The sequence below is a fragment of the Nonomuraea sp. NPDC049378 genome, from assembly GCF_055586745.1.
Window position 1 is genome coordinate 299,500 of sequence record NZ_JBVJHP010000003.1, and the last position, 17,052, is coordinate 316,551.

13 protein-coding genes are annotated in these 17,052 nt (G+C 71.9%); 8 read left to right on the top strand and 5 right to left on the bottom strand.

The features are described 5' to 3' along the window. The first annotated feature begins 62 nt into the window (after positions 1-62). Entirely contained in the window at positions 63-707 is a 645-nt protein-coding gene (locus ACZ6SA_RS09095; RefSeq protein WP_347646623.1) for an FHA domain-containing protein, read from the top strand. Between the two features lie 181 nt (positions 708-888). On the opposite strand, the gene ACZ6SA_RS09100 is transcribed toward ACZ6SA_RS09095, so the two are convergent. After that, positions 889-2,421 carry a glycoside hydrolase family 10-like protein gene (locus ACZ6SA_RS09100; protein ID WP_347646622.1) on the bottom strand — a complete coding sequence of 511 codons (1,533 nt, stop codon included), beginning with the start codon at positions 2,419-2,421 and terminating at the stop codon, positions 889-891. Positions 2,422-2,509: 88 nt separating this feature from the next. Between ACZ6SA_RS09100 and ACZ6SA_RS09105 the strand changes: the two genes are divergently transcribed. From ACZ6SA_RS09105 to ACZ6SA_RS09120, 4 genes are read left to right on the top strand one after another with little or no spacing between them, the layout of a single operon-like run. Further along, complete coding sequence (locus ACZ6SA_RS09105; RefSeq protein WP_347646621.1) at positions 2,510-3,952, top strand: glycoside hydrolase family 3 protein; 1,443 nt, start codon at positions 2,510-2,512, stop codon at positions 3,950-3,952. Then, on the top strand, positions 3,937-4,809 hold the full coding sequence (locus ACZ6SA_RS09110) for a MurR/RpiR family transcriptional regulator (RefSeq protein ID WP_443153052.1): 873 nt from the start codon (positions 3,937-3,939) through the stop codon (positions 4,807-4,809). Before ACZ6SA_RS09105 ends, ACZ6SA_RS09110 begins: the two co-directional genes overlap by 16 nt. A 43-nt stretch (positions 4,810-4,852) precedes the next feature. Then, positions 4,853-6,550: a thiamine pyrophosphate-dependent enzyme gene (locus ACZ6SA_RS09115; RefSeq protein ID WP_465827333.1), complete on the top strand. Its 1,698-nt coding sequence runs from the start codon at positions 4,853-4,855 to the stop codon at positions 6,548-6,550. A gap of 12 nt (positions 6,551-6,562) precedes the next feature. After that, positions 6,563-6,859: a hypothetical protein gene (locus tag ACZ6SA_RS09120; protein WP_465827334.1), complete on the top strand. Its 297-nt coding sequence runs from the start codon at positions 6,563-6,565 to the stop codon at positions 6,857-6,859. A gap of 74 nt (positions 6,860-6,933) precedes the next feature. Here ACZ6SA_RS09120 and ACZ6SA_RS09125 read toward each other — a convergent pair whose 3' ends face one another. Continuing rightward, positions 6,934-7,800 carry a bifunctional methylenetetrahydrofolate dehydrogenase/methenyltetrahydrofolate cyclohydrolase gene (locus tag ACZ6SA_RS09125; protein WP_347646618.1) on the bottom strand — a complete coding sequence of 289 codons (867 nt, stop codon included), beginning with the start codon at positions 7,798-7,800 and terminating at the stop codon, positions 6,934-6,936. 231 nt (positions 7,801-8,031) lie between these two features. On the opposite strand from ACZ6SA_RS09125, the gene ACZ6SA_RS09130 reads away from it, so the two are divergent. The 3 genes from ACZ6SA_RS09130 to ACZ6SA_RS09140 are packed head-to-tail and all read left to right on the top strand — an operon-like array spanning position 8,032 to position 14,299. Next, on the top strand, positions 8,032-12,276 hold the full coding sequence (locus ACZ6SA_RS09130) for a glycoside hydrolase family 38 N-terminal domain-containing protein (protein WP_465827336.1): 4,245 nt from the start codon (positions 8,032-8,034) through the stop codon (positions 12,274-12,276). Further along, positions 12,273-13,397, top strand: a complete 1,125-nt coding sequence (locus tag ACZ6SA_RS09135; RefSeq protein ID WP_465827338.1) for a DUF7158 domain-containing protein — start codon at positions 12,273-12,275, stop codon at positions 13,395-13,397. Before ACZ6SA_RS09130 ends, ACZ6SA_RS09135 begins: the two co-directional genes overlap by 4 nt. Beyond that, positions 13,397-14,299: an ROK family protein gene (locus tag ACZ6SA_RS09140; protein WP_443153058.1), complete on the top strand. Its 903-nt coding sequence runs from the start codon at positions 13,397-13,399 to the stop codon at positions 14,297-14,299. Before ACZ6SA_RS09135 ends, ACZ6SA_RS09140 begins: the two co-directional genes overlap by 1 nt. Before the next feature lie 213 nt (positions 14,300-14,512). Here the strand turns inward: ACZ6SA_RS09140 and ACZ6SA_RS09145 are convergent, their stop codons facing one another. The 3 genes from ACZ6SA_RS09145 to purN all read right to left on the bottom strand — a co-directional run bounded on the left by ACZ6SA_RS09145 (position 14,513) and on the right by purN (position 16,994). Further along, positions 14,513-14,677 (bottom strand): hypothetical protein, encoded by a 165-nt coding sequence (locus ACZ6SA_RS09145; RefSeq protein WP_347646614.1) that lies wholly within the window; start codon positions 14,675-14,677, stop codon positions 14,513-14,515. A gap of 149 nt (positions 14,678-14,826) precedes the next feature. Further along, positions 14,827-16,368: a bifunctional phosphoribosylaminoimidazolecarboxamide formyltransferase/IMP cyclohydrolase gene (gene purH / locus ACZ6SA_RS09150; protein ID WP_347646613.1), complete on the bottom strand. Its 1,542-nt coding sequence runs from the start codon at positions 16,366-16,368 to the stop codon at positions 14,827-14,829. Further along, the gene (gene purN, locus ACZ6SA_RS09155) at positions 16,365-16,994 is read right to left on the bottom strand and encodes a phosphoribosylglycinamide formyltransferase (RefSeq protein ID WP_347646612.1); all 630 of its coding nucleotides are present in this window, start codon (positions 16,992-16,994) and stop codon (positions 16,365-16,367) included. The genes purH and purN overlap by 4 nt, the downstream gene beginning before the upstream one ends. Positions 16,995-17,052: the final 58 nt, after the last annotated feature.

The following is a 17,052-nucleotide window of genomic DNA, read 5'->3' on the forward strand; positions in this document are numbered from 1 at the left end:
TGCCGTGCCCAGGAGTAGGCGTGCCGTTCATACGCTGCGTCAACCCAGGGGAGGAACCGCCAGTGGAGGGGCCGTTCATACGCATCGAGGACACCGGCGAGGTGGTCCCCTTGCGCCCCGAGATCACGACGGTGGGGAGGGGCCGGGGTGTGGACATCCGGCTCACCGACCCCAGCGTGTCTCGACTCCATGCCGAGTTCGTCAGACGAGGACCCTACCTGTATGTCGTCGACCTGGGGCTGTCCAGGAACGGCACGCGGGTGAACGGCAGGCCGATCGCCCGGAGGGTCCTTGACGACGGCGACGTCGTCTCCTTCGGCGCGGCCCGGGGTCGCATCGGTGGAGTCCCCCGTGAGGACTTCACCCCTGAGGTCGAGCTGCGCAGGGCGGCCGCGCCCGAGCTGACCAGGCGCGAGGTCGACGTGCTGACCTCGCTCTGCAGGCCGGCGCTGTCGGACGAGGCGTTCGTCGCCCCGGCGACCGCACGCGAGATCGCCGACGACCTGGTCGTGACCGAGGCCGCGGTCAAGCAGCATTTGCTGCGGCTCTACCAGAAGTTCAGGATTCCCGAGGGCACCAACCGGCGCACACGGCTGGCCAACGAGGTCGTCGCGCTCGGACTGGTACGCCCGACCCCCGTGGTGCCGCCACAGAGGTCGTCGGGAGCCACCGAGCAGCCGTCGCCCGCTGGGCGGAGGGCTTCTTAGGTGCCTGAAAGGCCACCTGCGTAGACCGGATCGCGACCGGGGCCACGGCGAGGGGTTCCGGCGGCATCGGAACCTTCACGAGCGGTGGCGGGGGCATGCACTCGGGCGGGGCGTGCCGGGTGATCGCCGGCCGGATGACCGGCCGGCGACACGTACGGGCGCAGCACGCCCGCGAACCGGCTCAGATCACCCGGAAGCCGTTGCTGGGCTTGCTGGTCCTGTTGGCGCGGTCGACCGCCACCACGTAGTAGTGGTCGCCGCGTCCGCCGTCGGGGTCGGTCCAGCGCACCTGCCGGTCGCCGGGCACGACGGCCACCAGGTGGCGCGCGTCGGCGAAGTCGCCGGACCGCGCGTTCCTGTCGAAGCGGAAGACGGCGAACAGGAACGGCTCGTCCCGGCCGGTCGCCACCGCCCGCACCTCGACCCCGCCGTGGCGGCGCAGCGCGTACGCCAGCACCGGCCGGCGCGGCGGCTCCCCCTTGGCGAGCCTGGGCAGCACGGGCGCCAACGCGGGCCGCCGGTAGTGGTCGTCGACCGCGGTCGAGATGGAGGCGATCCTGTCGACCTTGACGTCGTTGGCGTTGTACCAGATGTCGCCGCCGATCTCGGGGTGGTCCCTGTTGAGGGTCAGGTGCCTGGACAGCTCGTCCGGCGCCTGCCACTCCGCCGCCTGGGCGGGGTCGCCGGCCTTGTAGGCGGCCTGGCCGATCCACAGCTGCGTCTTCGTGCCCGCGGCGACGTCGGACCACCAGGGGACGAGCTTGGAGTAGTCGGCCGGCGGCTGCCCGATGTACCAGTAGAGCTGCGGGGCGATGTAGTCGAGCCAGCCCTTCTTGACCCAGCCGCGGGTGTCGGCGTGCAGGTTGTCGTACGACTGGCCGCCGTTGGTGTCGGAGCCGAGCGGGTCGCTGGCCTTGTTGCGCCAGATGCCGGACGGGCTGATGCCCCACGCGATCTCCGGCTTGGACTCCAGCACCCGCTGCTGCATCTCCTGGACCATGAGGTCGACGTTGTTGCGCCGCCAGGAGGCCAGGTCGGGGAAGCCGGCGCCGTGCTCGGCGAACGCGGCGCTGTCGTCGAAGCCCGTGGTGTTGGTCGGGTAGAAGTAGTCGTCGAAGTGGAGGCCGTCGATGTCGTAGCGGGTGACCGCGTCCATCATGGCGTCCTGACAGAACTTCCGCACTTCCGGCATGCCGGGGTTGTAGTAGAGCTTGCCGCCGAACGGCAGGATCCAGTCGGGGTGCTTGCGCCCGGGGTGGTCGGGGTGCAGCTTGGCCGGGTCGTCCTGCATCGAGACGCGGTAGGGGTTGAACCACGCGTGGAAGGCCAGGCCGCGCTTGTGGGTCTCCTCCACGGCGAACCCGAGCGGGTCGTAGCCGGGGTCCTGCCCCTGCGTCCCGGTCAGATACTGTGACCAGGGTTCGAACGGCGACGGCCAGAACGCGTCGGCGGTCGGCCTGATCTGCACGAACACCGAGTTGAGCTTGCGCTGCACGGCCACGTCCAGCCAGGCGAGATATTCGGCCTTCTGCTCGTCCGCGGTCAGTCCCGGCTTCGAGGGCCAGTTGATGTTGACCACGGAGGCGATCCACATGCCGCGCATCTGGCGCAGCGGCGGGATGTGGCCGTTCGTCGACGCGTAGGCGGGCAGCGGAACGGCGGAGGCGGCGGCGGCGAGGGCTAAGCCCTTCAGGAGAGTCCTTCTGCTGGGCATTGGGGGGTGGCCTCTCGGAAGTGGTTGTGTCGAGGGCGACAATGACAGAAAATTACCTTCAGATCAACAATCGTGAAGGAAAATGCCGATGAGCGGTGACCTGTACAGACTGGCGATGACGGTGCTGCATCCGGGGTACGAGGGGACCTCCACCCCCGACTGGCTGCGCCGGGCGCTGGGCGAAGGTCTTGGCGGCGTGGTGCTGTTCGCCCGCAACGCCATCGACGCGCAGCTCGTACGGCACTTCCGCGCCGAGAACCCGGACACGATCGTGGCGATCGACGAGGAGGGCGGCGCGGTCACCCGGCTCGAGGTCACGAACGGCAGCTCCTTCCCCGGCAACCGGGCGCTGGGCGTGGTCGACGACGTGACGCTCACCGAGCGGGTGGGCCGGCAGATCGGCAGGATGCTCGCCGACCTCGACATCACGCTCGACTACGCGCCCTCCGCCGACGTGAACTCCAACCCGGCCAACCCCGTGATCGGCGTGCGCTCGTTCGGCGCGACGCCCGACCTGGTCACCCGCCACACCGTCGCCTACGTCAACGGCGTGCAGGGCGCCGGCGTGGCCGCCTGCGCCAAGCACTTCCCCGGGCACGGCGACACGGTCACCGACTCCCACCTGGCGCTGCCCACCGTGCACGCCTCGCGCGAGGTCTTCCACGAACGCGACCTCCCGCCCTTCCGCGCCGCGATCGACGCCGGGGTGCGCTCCATCATGTCGGGCCACCTGCTCATCCCCGCCCTCGATCCGTCGATGCCGGCGACACTCAGCCGTACCATCCTGACCGAGCTCCTGAGGGGCGAGCTCGGTTTCGACGGGATGCTCGTCACCGACGCGATCGAGATGCAGGCGGTGGCCGACATGTTCGGTCCCGGCGAGATCGCGGTGCGCGCGCTCGACGCGGGCGTGGACGCGATCTGCGTGGGGCTGTCCACGGAGGACAGCCTGCACGAGATCCGCGACGCGATCGTGGCCGCCGTGCGCGAGGGGACGCTGCAGGAGGAGCGCCTGGCGGAGGCCGCCGCCCGGGTCCGCGCACTCGCCGGCTGGTACGCCGCCCGCACGGAGCTGCGCGACAAGGTCCGCGGCGACGTCGACGAAGGCGTCGGCCTGGAGGCCGCCAGGGCGGCGCTCACCACCTCCGGCACCCCCGCGCTCGACCGCGGACCCCTGGTCGTCGAGGTCAACACCCGCTTCAGCAAGGCGGTCGACCCGGCCACGCCGACCGGCGTCACTGCCGCGCTGGCCTCCCTGCTGCCGAACACGGCCAGGGTGCAGATGGAGCCGCAGGGCGAGCTGCCGCCCTTCGACGAACGGCCGGTCGTGCTGGTGGTGCACGACGCCGCCCGGCACGCCTGGGTGCGGGAGACCGTGGCGAAGGCCCTCGCGCTCAGGCCCGACGCGATCGTGGTCGACACCGGCATCCCCGCCCCGCCCGACGGCGCCACCCACGGGTTCACCCATGTGGCCACCCACGGCATCTCCCGCGTGTCCGCCCTCGCGGCGGCGGAATGGCTGCTTCGGTGACCGCCGAGCCCGCGAACCCGGTCGCGGCCGTACGCGCCGTGCTGCCGTCGCTCACCCCCGCCGCGCAGTCCATCGCCCGCATCATCCTCGACGATCCCGGGCTGGTCGTACGGAGCACGATCACCGAGTTCAGCTCGGTCTCCGGCACCAGCGAGGCGACGATCGTCCGCACGGCGCGGGCGCTCGGGTTCGCCGGGTACTCGCAGATGCGCTTCGCGCTCGCCGCGGCCGTCGCCAAGGAGCCCGAGCGGCTGGTGCCGGGCGACCTCGCGCCCGACGACCCGCTGACCGACGTGATCGCCAAGGTCGCGCGCGCCGAGTCGGAGGCGCTGGCCGACACGGCGGCGCAGCTCGACCCCGACCAGCTGGGCGAGATCGTGCAGGCCATCTCGACGGCCCGGCGCGTCGACGTGTACGGCGTCGCGGCCTCCGGCCTGGTAGCCGCCGACATGTCGCAGAAGCTGCTGCGGATCGGGCTGTCCAGCCATCCGTTCAGCGACGCGCACCTGGCCCTGACCAGCGCGGCGCTGCTCAGGAAAGGCGACGTGGCGGTGGCGATCAGCTGCAGCGGCGAGACGCCCGACGTGCTCGTCCCCGCCAGGACGGCCGCGGACACGGGCGCGATGATCGTCGCGATCACCAACAACCCCCGCTCGTCGCTGGCCGAGATGGCGCACCACACGCTGGTGTCGGCGGGCCGCGAGACGGCCTTCCGGCCCGGCGCGCTGGCCAGCCGGATCAGCCAGCTGCTGATCGTCGACTGCATCTTCGTGGGACTGGCGCAGCGCACCTACGACAGGGCCGACGCGGCCATCCGCGCCACCAGGGAGGCCACCGACCGCTACCGCGCCCGCTGACCGGACACGTCTACCGGCAGACCCGGCGGGGAATGCTAGAACGGTGAGCACCGTCAGGGACGCCGCGTTCGACGTGCTGAGCAGCCGCGGGCTGACCACGATCTTCTGCAACCCCGGCTCCACCGAGGTGTCGCTGCTCGTGGACCTGCCGGACGCGCTGCGCTTCGTGCTCGGCCTGCACGAGGCCTCCGTGGTCGGGATGGCGACCGGCTGGGCCATCGGGAACGAAGCCCCCGCGCTGGTCGTGCTGCACACCACCGCCGGGCTGGGCACCGCCGTCGGCGCCATCGCCACCGCCCGGGTCAACCGGGCGCCCCTGGTGATCATCGTGGGGCAGCAGGACCGGCGGCACCTGGCGCTGGAGCCGTTCCTGACCGGACGGCTGGAAGGGCTGGCCGGCGACTACCCGGTGTGGGCGAACCAGCCGGCACGCGCGCAGGACGTACCAGGGGCGCTGGCCCGCGCCTGGCACGAGGCGGTCACGGCCCGCGGGCCCGCGCTGGTGATCGTGCCGATGGACGACTGGCAGGAGCCCTTCGACGGGGAGGTCCTCGCGGCGCCGGCCCGGCTGCTGCGCCCGGCCGCCGTCCCCGACGCCGACCTGGCGCCGCTGGTGCGGCTGCTGGCGGGCGCGCGCTCCCCGGCGATCGTGGCCGGCGCGGGGGCCGCATGGGACCCCCTGGTCGCGCTGGCCGAGCGGCTGCGGTGCCCGGTGTTCCAGGAGTCGTTCGGGGCGCGCGCCGGCTTCCCGCAGGACCACCCGCAGTACGCGGGCGTCCTGCCCGCCGACAGGGAACGCCTGCGAAAGCGGCTGGCCCCGCATGACGTGGTGCTCGCGGTGGGCGCCCCTGTGTTCCGGCAGTACGTGTACGTGCCGGGCCCGCTGGTCGCCCCGGGCACCTCGGTCGCCCTGGTCACCGACGACCCGGCGGAGGCGCACCGCAGCGCGGCCGACCTGGCCTGCCTCGCCTCCCCCGCCGCCGTCTGCGCCCGCCTCGCCACCCTCCTCCCCGCCGTCCCGGCCACCCCGCCGCACCACCGACCGAACGTCCCCGCCACCCCCAGCCCCGAACCCCCGGCAGGCGGCCCTGCCACCCTGGAGCCCGGTCTTGACGGCCCGGCACCCCCAGCAGGCACCCCGGGCGGCGCTCCCGCGTCCGGCCCCGGCGAGCCTCCCCGTGACGGTGGGCCGCTGCGGGCCGCGCACGTGCTGCGCGCGCTGGCAAGCCGGCTGCCCACGGACACCGTGCTCATCGAGGAGACCCCGTCCTCCCGCCCCGACCTGCACCGCCTCGTGCCCGCGAGGACCCCGCTCGGCTTCGTCTCCGCGGCCATGGGCGGACTCGGCTTCGCCCTGCCCGCCGCCGTAGGACTGCGCATGGCGCTCCCCGACCGCCCGGTGGTCGCGGTCGTGGGCGACGGGTCGGCGCTCTACGGACTGCACGCCCTCTGGAGCGCCACCCACTACCGCGTCGGCGCGCTGTTCGTCGTGCTCGCCAACGGCCGGTACGCGGTCATGGACCGGCTGGCCGACAAGCAGGGCGGCAAGGCGCCGTGGCCACCGTTCACCGAGGTGGACGTACGTGGCCTGGCCAGGTCACTCGGCTGCCCGGCCCGGCGGGTGGACTCGTACGACGAGCTGACGGCGACCCTCGACGAGGTCCTGCCCGGGCTGTCCGCCCGCGAGGAACCCCTGCTGCTCGACGTGACCGTGGCCGTTGATCCCGACTTCCAGCCTTGAGACGCTGCTCCCTTGACGTTCCTGGACCCCAAGACCTGGACGGGCTCCGTCTTCGGCGGCTGGACCGCCTCCCGCTCCGGAGACGCGCCCGTCATCGAACTCGGCCGGGCGGGCGCCGCCGGAGCCGACGACGTCGCGGCGGCCACCGTACGAGCCCGCGAGGAGCAGCGGGCCGCCGTGGCCTCGTTCGGCGGGCGGGGCGCGTCGGGGACGGGCACGCGGCTGGGCGGGCCGGGTGCGGACATCGACGCCTTCACGGAGACGCAGTGGGTCACCATGCAGGGCGACGTCGCGGCGTACCCGTTCTGACGCCCGGCCCCCTGGAACGCCCTCACGCTTCCTGGGCGCGCCGCCCGTACGGCGGCAGCCGGGTGCGGCCCGCGTCAGCCGCCGGAAGCGCCGGACCGGAGCCGCTCAGCCGCCTCCACCACGTTGGAGAGCAGCAGGGCTCGGGTCATGGGGCCGACTCCGCCCGGATTGGGGGTGAGGAAGCCCGCGACCCCCTCGACGTCGAGCGCCACGTCTCCGGCGATCTTCCCGTTGACCCGGGAGACGCCCACGTCGAGCACGGCCGCGCCGGGCTTGACCATGTCACGGGTGATGAGCTCGGGAACGCCGGCCGCCGCGACCACGATGTCGGCCCTGCGCACGTGGCCGGCCAGGTCTTGGGTGCCGGTGTGGCAGAGGGTGACGGTGGCGTTCTCGCTGCGGCGGGTCAGCAGCAGCCCCAGCGAGCGGCCCACCGTGATGCCGCGGCCGACCACGGCCACCTCGGCGCCCTTGATCGGCACGCCGTATTCCTGCAGGAGCAGCACGATGCCGTGCGGGGTGCACGGGAGGGGCGCGTCGACCATGTGCACGAGGCGGCCGAGGTTGATCGGGTGGAGGCCGTCGGCGTCCTTCGCCGGGTCCATCCGCTCCAGCAGGGCCATCGTGTCGAGGTGCTTGGGCAGGGGCAGCTGGACGATGTAGCCGGTGCACTCGGGGGAGGCGTTGAGCTCGTCGATGGCCGCCTCGACCTCGGCCTGGGTGGCGGTCTCAGGCAGATCGACGCGGATGGAGGCGATGCCCACCTCCGCGCAGTCCCGGTGCTTGCCTGCGACGTAGATCTGGCTGCCGGGGTCGTCGCCCACGAGCACGGTGCCGAGGCCGGGCGTGATGCCGCGTTCTCTCAGCGCGGCCACCCTGGTCGCGAGGTCGGCCTTGATCTTGGCGGCGGTGGCCTTGCCATCGAGTTTCACTGCACTCATGCGGCAATCCTTCCATGCCTCGTCTCGGCCCTCGTACAGGGTGCTCGGGGCGTTCGCGACGAGGGAGACCAGTGATCACGTACGCGGCGGAGAACGGAGCGGGGCCGCCAGTTATCCACAGACCCCAGGCAGCTGGATCCGGTTATCCACAGGCCGCTCTTGACATCGTTGTCATCGATCTTTCGAAGGCTTAGTGTTGCGGGCGCCAGCAACAAGCTCAGGAGGTCCCCCTTGCCCACCCGCCTGTTGTCCGCGGAGTCGACCGATCTGTTCGTGGGCTCGCGTGACGAGCCGCACCAAGTGCTGCGCGTCACCGTCGCAGCAGGAGACCAGGAGACGTCGCTCGACCTGCGCGGCGAGGGCGTCCGCCTGGCCGGGCCCGTGCGCGTTCCCGCCACGGCCGGCGTGCTGGAGGTCCCCATGGCCGTGTCCGCGCCCCCGGGCGCCGCCGTGCCCTGCCTGCTCACCCTGGGCGAGGAGTCCCTCGAGGTCACCGTCACGGCCGAGGAGCCTGGCTGGACCATGCACATGGTCTCCCACTTCCACTACGACCCGGTGTGGTGGAACACTCAGGCCGCCTACACCAGCCCGTGGGAGCTGCTCTCCGCCGACAACACGACCAGGCCGCTCTATGAGCGAAACGCGTTCGCGCTGGTCGAGGCGCACATCGAGCTGGCGCTGCGCGACCCCGACTACCGCTTCGTGCTGGCCGAGGTCGACTATCTCAAGCCGTTCTTCGACACCCACCCCGAGCGGCGCGCTGACCTGCGGGCCCTCATGGCCGAGGGCCGCGTCGAGCTGATCGGCGGCACCTACAACGAGCCCAACACCAACCTGACCGGCGCCGAGACCACCATCCGCAACCTCGTCTACGGCATCGGCTACCAGCGCGACATCCTCGGCGGCGATCCGCGCACCGCGTGGCAGCTCGACGTGTTCGGGCACGACCCCCAGTTCCCCGGCTACCTCGCGGCGGCCGGGCTGACCGGCAGCGCGTGGGCACGCGGGCCGTTCCACCAGTGGGGCCCGATCAGCAAAAACTTCAAGCAGGCCAAGAACGACGCGGCGCTGATGCAGTTTCCCAGCGAGTTCGAGTGGATCTCGCCGTCAGGGCAGGGCGTGCTGACCCACTACATGCCCGCCCACTATTCCGCCGGCTGGTCGATGGACTCCTCGCCCTCCCTCGACGAGGCCTGTCAGGCGGTCTACGACCTCTACCGCTCGCTCAAGCCCGTCGCCGCGACGAAGAACATCCTGCTCCCCGTCGGCACCGACTACACACCGCCCAACAAGTGGGTCACCGACATCCACCGCACCTGGGCCTCCCGCTACGTGTGGCCCCGGTTCGTCTGCGCCACACCCCGCGACTTCCTCGACGCCGTTCGCGCCGGCAGGTCGTCGTTCAGCCCTCAGACGCGCGACATGAACCCCATCTACACCGGCAAAGACGTCTCCTACATCGACACCAAGCAGGCCCAGCGGGCCGCCGAGGTGGCGGCACTCGACGCCGAGCGCCTGTCGACGTTCGCCGCCCTGCTCGGGCTCGGCCGCTACCCGCACACCGCGCTCGACAAGGTGTGGCGGCAGCTGGCCTACGGCGCACACCACGACGCGATCACCGGCTCCGAGTCCGACCAGGTCTACATCGACCTGCTGACCGGCTGGCGCGAGGCCCACGACCTGGCCGCGACCGCCCGCGACCGCGCGCTCGACGCGCTGACCGGCCAGATCACGCTCGACGGCCACAGCGTTGTGGTGACCAACACCCTGCCCTTCGCCCGCGACGGCCTGGTCCGCGTGAGCGTTCCCGCCGGTCACACCGTGGCCGGCCACTCGGGAGCCGAGGTCCCCGCCGTCGCGGAGGGCGGCACGCTGACCTTCCTGGCCCGCGACGTGCCCTCGCTGGGCTGGCGCACCTATCGCGTGGTGCGGGGCGTCCCCGGCTCCTGGCAGGCTCAGGCTCCCGTGACCCACGCCACCGAGCCGGAGACCCCTCCGACGCCGGTCGCCTCGGACACCTCGCGTTCCGGCCCCGTCCCCGCCGGCGCGTCGACGCCGGTCACCATCGAAAACGACCGGTGGCGCGTCACGGCCGATCCGGCGCGCGGCGGGGCGCTGACCTCCATCCTCGATCTCGCCTCAGGCCGGGAGTTGCTGACCGGTCCCGGCAACGAGCTGCGCCTTTATCACGAATACCCGCAACATCCCGACATGGGCGAGGGCCCATGGCATCTCATCCCCACCGGCCAGGCCGAAGGCTCCGCCGAGACGCGGGCGCTGTCGGCCTCCGCGCAGACGAGCCCGATCGGCCACCGCCTGACGGTCACTGGCCAGGTCGGCGAGATCACCTACGAGCAGACCGTGACCCTGACGGACGGCTCCGACCGCATCGACTTCACCACCCGCGTCCTCGACCACACCGGCGCGGACCGCCTGCTCCGGGTGCGTTTCCCCGCCCGTGTCGACGGGGCGCTGCCGGCGTCCGACGTGGCCGGCGCCGTGGTGGGGCGCGGGTTCGCGCTGCCCGACGTCGACACCGCCGAGCACCCGTGGACCCTCGACAACCCGGCCAACACCTGGTTCGGCCTGTCCACCACGGCGAAGGTCGACCTCGGCGAAGCGGGTTCGCGGGCGTTGGGCGTGGCCGAGGTCGTGGTGCCCGCACTCGACGACGCCCCCAAGGCCCGCGACCTGGTGGTCGCCCTGGCCCGCGTCGGTGTCACCGCCACCACGTCCTGCGCGCCCGGCACCCGTTACGGCTGGCTCGACGTCGACTCCAACCTGCCCGACGTGCGCATCGTCATCGGCGGCCCCGACGACAACCCGCTGGCCGCCGAGCTGCTCTCCCGCGCCGACCCGGCCTACCTCGACGCGCTCAAGTCGGGCGCGTCCCGGGTGTGGGTGCCCGCCGAACGCCCGCTGACGGAGGTCTGGCAGCCCAGCGCCGACCTGCGCGACGTACGCGCCCTGCCCGCCCTGATCGTCACCGGCCCCGTCACCGACCTGGTGGCCGACCTCGCCGACGCCACGATCGAGGCGGTCTGCCCGCTGGGCGCCGAGCGGCTCGACGACCGTACGGTCGCCCTGCTGACCGATGGCCTGCCCGGCTTCGCCGTCGACCCGTCCGGCGCGCTGCACCTGTCCCTGATGCGCTCGTGCACGGGCTGGCCGTCGGGCATCTGGCTCGACCCGCCCCACCGCACGACGCCCGACGGCTCGGGTTTCCAGCTCCAGCACTGGACCCACGAGTTCTCCTACTCCCTGGTGGCCGGTGAGGGTGACTGGCGGGCCCTGCGGCTGCCGGCGGCGGCCCAGGAGCACATCACCCCGCTGCTCCCCCGCACCGTCGACGCCGCACAGCAGGGCGCTCTTCCCGAGGTCCACTCCCTGCTGACCCTCACGCCGGCGCGCGACGTGCTGCTGGGCACCCTCAAGGCCACCGGCAACCCGCACGCCCACGGCCGCGCCGGCCGGCCCGACGACGGTGTCACCATCCGCCTGGTCGAGTCGACCGGGCTGGGCTCCCAGGCCGGGCTCGGCTCTCCCGTGCTCCCCCTCGACCGGCTCGTCCACGCCGATCTGCTCGAACGTCCCGGCACGCCGGCCACCGACCTCACCCTGACCGGCGCCGAGATCGCCACCTACATCGCCCCCGCAGCCCTGCCCGCCACCGACGCACCCGAGTTCGGCCCGGAAACGGAGCCGGCGCAGCCGGTCTACAGCCGCTACTGGCTGCACAACAAGGGCCCCGCACCCCTGGGCTACCTGCCGGTCTCCATCGCCATCGACCCCGGCCTCGTCACCTCACCGCGGGAGCCCTTCGAGGTGGAGGTCGTCGTCTCCTCCCACCTGACCGACGAGCCCCACGAGGGCGTGGCAGAGGTCCGCGTGCCCGAAGGGTGGACCGCCACCCCGGCCCAGCGTCCCTTCCGCCTCCCACCCGGCGGCCACCTGCGGTTCCCGGTGACCGTGACGCCCCCGTCCCTCCCGGGATCCGGCCTCTGCTTCGTCTCGGCCCGCACCACAGCGGGCGGCCAGCTCGTCGAAGACGTCACCACGGTCGCCTTCGGCGACGCCCCCGAGTTGCCCGTGGCCGGCACCCCCGCCGAACCTCGCAGAGCCAACCGGGGCACCAAGTCCGCCGATGCCCGCCCGACGGGCCTGTCGGTCACCCCCGCCACCGGGTCGCTGAAGCTCCAGCCCGGCGACCGCGCCTCGCTCACGCTCAGGCTCGCCAACACGACCTCGGACGAGATCCGCGGCGAGGCCCAGCTCGCCTCCCCTTGGGGCACGTGGTCCATGCTCCCGGAGGTCATCCAGGGCTTCACGGTGGCCGCGGGCGAGACGGCGGAGGTGTCGTTCCCGGTGGAGGTCCCCACGGACGCGAGCGACGGCCACGCCTGGGCCCTGGCCAAGGTCATGTGGTTCGGCCGCTGCCAGTACGCCCCAGCCATCCGCCTGGAGGTGACCCGGTGACCCACCACCTCCAGAGTCCCACGGCGGCGGAGACACGGCACGAGACGCACTCCGGTCAGCGGGAGGTGATCGGCTGGGTGGACGGCCGCCCGATCTCCCGCAAGCTCCTCGACGAGCGCCTCACCGCCCTGCGAGAGGGCCCGCTCAGCGCGGCGCTTCCGGTGCCGGGCACCTCCGAGGACCGCCAGCTCGCCAGGTGGCTCACCCAGGTCATCCTCACCGAGGCACTGTGCGAGAGCACGGCCACCGGTCTCGGCCTGCGCCCGAAGGAGAGACCGCCACTGGATCGCTTGGCCGCCGTCGAGCTGGGCTCGATCAACGCCGCCGCCTACAACGGCAGCCCGTGGGTGCGCGCCATGTTCGACCACGTCACAGCCGATGTCATCACCCCATCGGAATGGCGGCGCAGGCCGTCTCCCGCCCCTGCTTCCCCGTCACGGCACCTCGTACGACATCGTCTGTTCACCGATCGCGAGCAGGCGAGCGAAGCCTCCCCCGCCGATCTCGAACCTCTCGGGGCGATCACGCTCGACTCGCTACCGATCGCCGTCGCCGAAGCCCTCCAGGCCCACCCGTGCGCCACGCTCGTCGGCCCGGTCGAAGACAACCTCGGCTGGCACGTCGCCATCGCTACCCCGAGCCCGCCCGCCCACTCGGCCCCACGTTCAGCCCCTGAACCCACCACCGTCCCGGCTTCGGGCTCGGCCTTCGGCACCGCCCCAGGCCCGACCTCACAGACGAGCTCGCCGTCGCCCTCCGGACCTTCCGCAACCGCTACCGGGCGACCGGCCGCAGGCACGACCCGGACCGGCCCGGGCGTGGTCCCTGCCCCGATCCCCGCCCCGGCCACCGATGTGAGCTCGCCGTCACCTCAGGAAACTACCGCAACCACGACCCCGAGAACGGCTGTGGCGGGCTTTATGGGAGGATCCGCCCTGGAGGAGCAACAATCGCATCGGATGTCCCGTGCGTCGCGCCAAGATCCATACCTCTTGGAGGCGGCGCAGCGGCAGGCGTTCGCGCGATGGCTCGACGACCTACGTGCCAAGAAGGTGAAGCTCGTTCCCGGCTTTGAGCATCCTGGCGATCCACGCCAGCCCGACAACCACCACAAACACTGATGACCTGCGTACTCGCCATCGACATCGGAGGGACCAAGCTCGCCGCCGCACTGGTGGACGAGTCGGGGTCGATCCTGCGTTCCGCGACCCGGCCCACACCGCGTGCGGACGTCATGAACGTGCTGGCGGCTCTCATCTCGGAGGTGAAGACGGGCGGTCCGCCGCCCGTGGCCGCCGGCATCGGCTGCGCGGGGCCCATCGACCTCGCCGCCGGAACCGTGAGCCCGGTCAACATGCCGAGTTGGCGGGCATTCCCGCTGCGCGACGAAGTACGGAAGCTGACCGGCCTGCCCACCATGCTGGCGGGCGACGCGCAGTGCTTCGCGCTCGGGGAGCACTGGCTGGGCGCGGGCCAGGGCAGCGACGCGCTGCTCGGCATCGTGGTCTCCACGGGCATCGGCGGCGGCCTGGTGATCAACGGCTCGCCGCTGCTCGGCCCGACAGGCAACTCCGGCCATGTGGGGCACATGTCCGTCGACCCGAACGGTGAGCGGTGCGAGTGCGGCGGCCGCGGGTGCGTGGAGCGCTACTCCAGTGGCCCCAACCTGGTTCGCTGGGCCGTCGGTCACGGCTGGAAAGGCGAGCCGGCCGACGCCCGCACTCTGGCCGAGGACGCGGCCGCGGGCGACTCGGTCGCGCTGGCCGCGTTCGAGCGTGGGGCCAGGGCGCTCGCGGGGATGATCGCCTCGGTGACGGCCGCAACCGAGACCACGAAGGTGGTGGTCGGTGGCGGCGTGTCAATGGCCGGCAAGGTGCTGTTCGAACCCTTGGCGCGGGCGCTCGACGACGTCGCGGGCCTCGCCTTCGTCCGGGCCGTCCGCGTCGTGCCTTCCGTACTGGGCGTCCGGGCCTCTCTGGCCGGCGCGGCGAAGCTCGCGCTGGATCATTCACCACCGGCATAGCCCTTACCGACCGCTGGGACGGCGAGTTGTGCCACGCCCGTGCCTCGTGGGGACGACGGCCCGTGCCTCGTGGGGACGACGGCCCGTGCCTCGTGGGGACGACGGCCCGTGCCGCATGGGGAAGACGGCCCGTGTGCCGCGCGGGGAAGACGGCCCGTGCCGTGTGGAGACGGCGGCCCGTGTGGCGGGAAACCCTGCCGTGGGTCGCCCGGTTTACTCCGGTTCGGTGAGCCGGGCCTCGCGGCGTTCGATGATGCGGCGGGTGAAGGGGATGATCTCCATGACGCGGCTGCCCAGATAGGCACCGATGAAGGCGAGCACCAGGAGGACGAAGGGGCTGGTAGCGAGGCCGTTCACAGTGACGAGGGCCTGCAGCATCGCGTCAAGCAACGAAGACTCCGGAGAACGAGCAAACGGGAGAAGGCATCAGGTTAACCGGAGACAAGGGATGCTCGCCGCAAAACGGCCAAAGGGCGACATGATCGGCCATGTCGCCCTTTGACGGATGATCACTGGACGTAGGGTGATCAGTGGAAGAAGTGGCGCGTGCCGGTGAAGTAGAGGGTGATGCCCGCCTTCTCGGCCGCGTCGATGACCTCCTGGTCACGGATGGAGCCGCCGGGTTCGACGATCGCCCGCACACCCGCCTCGATCAGCACCTGCGGGCCGTCGGGGAACGGGAAGAACGCGTCGGAGGCCGCGACCGCGCCGGCGGCGCGCTCGCCCGCCCTGGTGGCCGCCAGACGGCAGGAGTCGACCCGGTTGACCTGACCCATGCCGACGCCCACGGTCGCGCCGTCGGCGGCGAGCAGGATGGCGTTCGACTTGACCGAGCGGCAGGCCCGCCAGGCGAACTCCAGGTCGGCCAGCTGCTCGGGCGTCGCGGGTGTGCCGGTCTTGAGCTCCCACTGGGCGGCCGAGTCGCCGGGCGCGTCCACCTTGTCGACCGACTGCACCAGCAGGCCGCCGTCGATCTCGCGCAGCTCCGTCCTTCGTGACGGGCCCTGCGGGCACACCAGAAGGCGCAGGCTCTTCTTGGCACGCAACGTCTCCAGGGCCTCGGCGGCGTAGGAGGGAGCGATGACGACCTCGGTGAAGACGTCGGCGATCTGCCTGGCCAGCTCGGCCGTGACCTCGCGGTTGACGGCGATCACGCCGCCGTAGGCGGACACGGGGTCGCACGCGTGGGCCTTGCGGTGCGCCTCGGCCACGTCGGAGCCGACCGCGATGCCGCAGGGATTCTGGTGCTTGATGATGGCGACGCAGGGCTCGGTGAAGTCCCACGCGGCGCGCCAGGCGGCGTCGGAGTCGAGGTAGTTGTTGTAGGACATCTCCTTGCCGTGCAGCTGCTCGGCGTTGGCGAGACCGCCCGTGCCGCCCGTGTAGAGGGCGGCGCCCTGGTGCGGGTTCTCGCCGTAGCGCAGGGTGGCCTTGCGCTGGTAGGCGCCGCCGGTGAACGACGGGAAGTCACCCTCCTCTCCGTACGTGCCGGCGAACCAGTTGGCCACGGCCACGTCGTACGAGGCCGTGTGGGCGTAGGCGATGCCGGCCAGGCGCCGGCGCTCGGCCAGCGTGAACCCGCCCTCGGCCACGGCGGCGAGCACGTCGCCGTAGAAGCCGGGATCGACCACGACCGCGCAGGTGTTGTGGTTCTTCGCGGCGCCACGGATCATGGCGGGCCCGCCGATGTCGATCTGCTCGACGCACTCCTCACCGGACGCCCCCGAGGCCACCGTCTCCTGGAACGGATAGAGGTTGACGACCACGAGCTGGAACGGGTCGATCTCCAGCTCCTCCAGCTGGGTCACGTGGTGGGGCTTGGTGATGTCGGCCAGCAGCCCGGCGTGCACGCGCGGGTGCAGGGTCTTGACCCGTCCGTCGAGGCACTCGGGGAACCCGGTCAGCTGCTCCACCTTCGTCACCGGGATCCCGAAGGACGAGATCGCGGCCGCGGTGCCACCGGTCGAGACGATCTCCACGCCTGCGCCGTCGAGGCCTCTGGCCAGCTCTTCGAGACCGGACTTGTCGTATACAGCGATCAACGCGCGCCGGATGGCGATGCGAGTCACGTGGATTCCCCTCCTGTGTGGTTGCCGATGCGGACGCTGCGTCCGCTGACCGTCCAGCCCTCGCGAGCCATCCGGCCGACGATCTCGACGAGCAGACGGCGCTCGACGGTCTTGATGCGCTCGTGCAGGACGGCTTCGTCGTCGTCGGGGAGCACGGGCACCGCTTCCTGGGCGACGATCGGCCCGCTGTCGACGCCCTCGTCGGCCAGCATCACCGTGCAGCCGGTCACTTTGACGCCGTGGGCCAGCGCGTCGCGCACGCCGTGGGCGCCGGGGAACGACGGCAGGAGCGCGGGGTGTGTGTTGAGCAGGGGAAAGGCCTGGAGCGTGGGCTTGCCGAGAATTTTCATGAAGCCCGCCGACACGACCAGGTCAGGCTCGTACGCGGCGATCCTGGCCGCGATGGCCACATCCCATTCCGCCCGTGTCGCGTAATCGCCCACTTTTTCCACAAAAGTCGGGATGCCTGCCTTCGAGGCCCTGACCAGCCCCTCTATCCCCTCCCTGTCGGCGCCGACCGCGACCACGCGAGCACCGTAAGACGGGTCGGCAGAAGCGTCCAGCAGGGCCTGTAGGTTGGTTCCAGAGCCGGAGACGAGGACGACGAGCCGCCCAACCTTAGACACGCACACTCTCCCAAGAGGTAACAGGGTGGGGCTGTCAGCGTATCTGTTCCTCGCCCGG

What these genes read in the sequence shown, in the direction of transcription:
- ACZ6SA_RS09100 (WP_347646622.1), bottom strand. Translation starts at nt 2,421, where the DNA reads ATGCCCAGCAGAAGGACTCTCCTGAAGGGCTTAGCCCTCGCCGCCGCC.
- ACZ6SA_RS09105 (WP_347646621.1), top strand. Translation starts at nt 2,510, where the DNA reads ATGAGCGGTGACCTGTACAGACTGGCGATGACGGTGCTGCATCCGGGG.
- ACZ6SA_RS09110 (WP_443153052.1), top strand. Translation starts at nt 3,937, where the DNA reads ATGGCTGCTTCGGTGACCGCCGAGCCCGCGAACCCGGTCGCGGCCGTA.
- ACZ6SA_RS09125 (WP_347646618.1), bottom strand. Translation starts at nt 7,800, where the DNA reads ATGAGTGCAGTGAAACTCGATGGCAAGGCCACCGCCGCCAAGATCAAG.
- ACZ6SA_RS09140 (WP_443153058.1), top strand. Translation starts at nt 13,397, where the DNA reads ATGACCTGCGTACTCGCCATCGACATCGGAGGGACCAAGCTCGCCGCC.
- ACZ6SA_RS09145 (WP_347646614.1), bottom strand. Translation starts at nt 14,677, where the DNA reads ATGCTGCAGGCCCTCGTCACTGTGAACGGCCTCGCTACCAGCCCCTTC.